Source organism: Bacillus cereus group sp. BfR-BA-01355, assembly GCF_022663675.1.
Lineage (GTDB): Bacteria > Bacillota > Bacilli > Bacillales > Bacillaceae_G > Bacillus_A > Bacillus_A thuringiensis_S.
This window is the reverse complement of record NZ_JAKUFY010000281.1, coordinates 1-714: the sequence shown is the minus strand read 5'-3', so window position 1 is coordinate 714 and position 714 is coordinate 1. Positions and strand designations below refer to the sequence as shown.

Sequence of the window (714 nt, the reverse complement as noted above, 5' to 3'; positions counted from 1 at the left end):
GGACATTCTTTGAAAGCTACAAGATTAGTTAACAGAATTGAAGCTGAAACAGGAAAGAAAGTACTTCTGAAAGAAGTGCTATCAAACTCTACTGTGGAAAATCTCGCAGAGATTATTACAGGTAAAAAAGTAGAGGCATATATACCGATACCGAATGCAGAAAATCAGGAATATTATCCAATGTCATCAGCTCAAAAGCGTATCTATTTGTTAAATCAAATAGAGGAAAGTAGTACGGCATACAATATTCCGCAAATCTTGAAGCTAACGAGTGATATACGGATTCAAGATTTAAAACTGGCAATGAAGGAATTGATACACCGCCATGAAATTTTGAGAAGTGTATTTGTAATGGTAGATGGAGAGCCTGTACAAAAAGTTAAGGAAACGATGGAATTAGACTTTATACAAGTAGAAGATGGAAAAACAGATGTGAAAGAGCTTATAGATAGTTTTGTCAGACCATTTGATTTGGGTGAAGGACCTTTATTAAGAATGAAGGTAGTAAAAAGAAATGACGGTTATCTTCTATTTATAGATATGCATCATATTATTAGTGACGGAATGAGTATGGGAATATTTATTCGTGAACTGGCTGGTTTATATAATAAAGAAAATATGGAGCCAGTAACACATCAATACAAAGATTATAGTCAGTGGATGAGAAGTAGAGATTTGAGTAAGCAGAAAACATATTGGATGAATCAGTTTGAG

Annotated in this window: 1 protein-coding gene; it reads left to right on the top strand. The window is 33.8% G+C overall.

Annotated features, from left to right (window positions below; all coding sequences use genetic code 11):
* Positions 1–714, top strand: a 714-nt coding sequence (locus MR167_RS31585; RefSeq protein ID WP_242316242.1) for a condensation domain-containing protein, incomplete at both ends; no start/stop codon positions are given.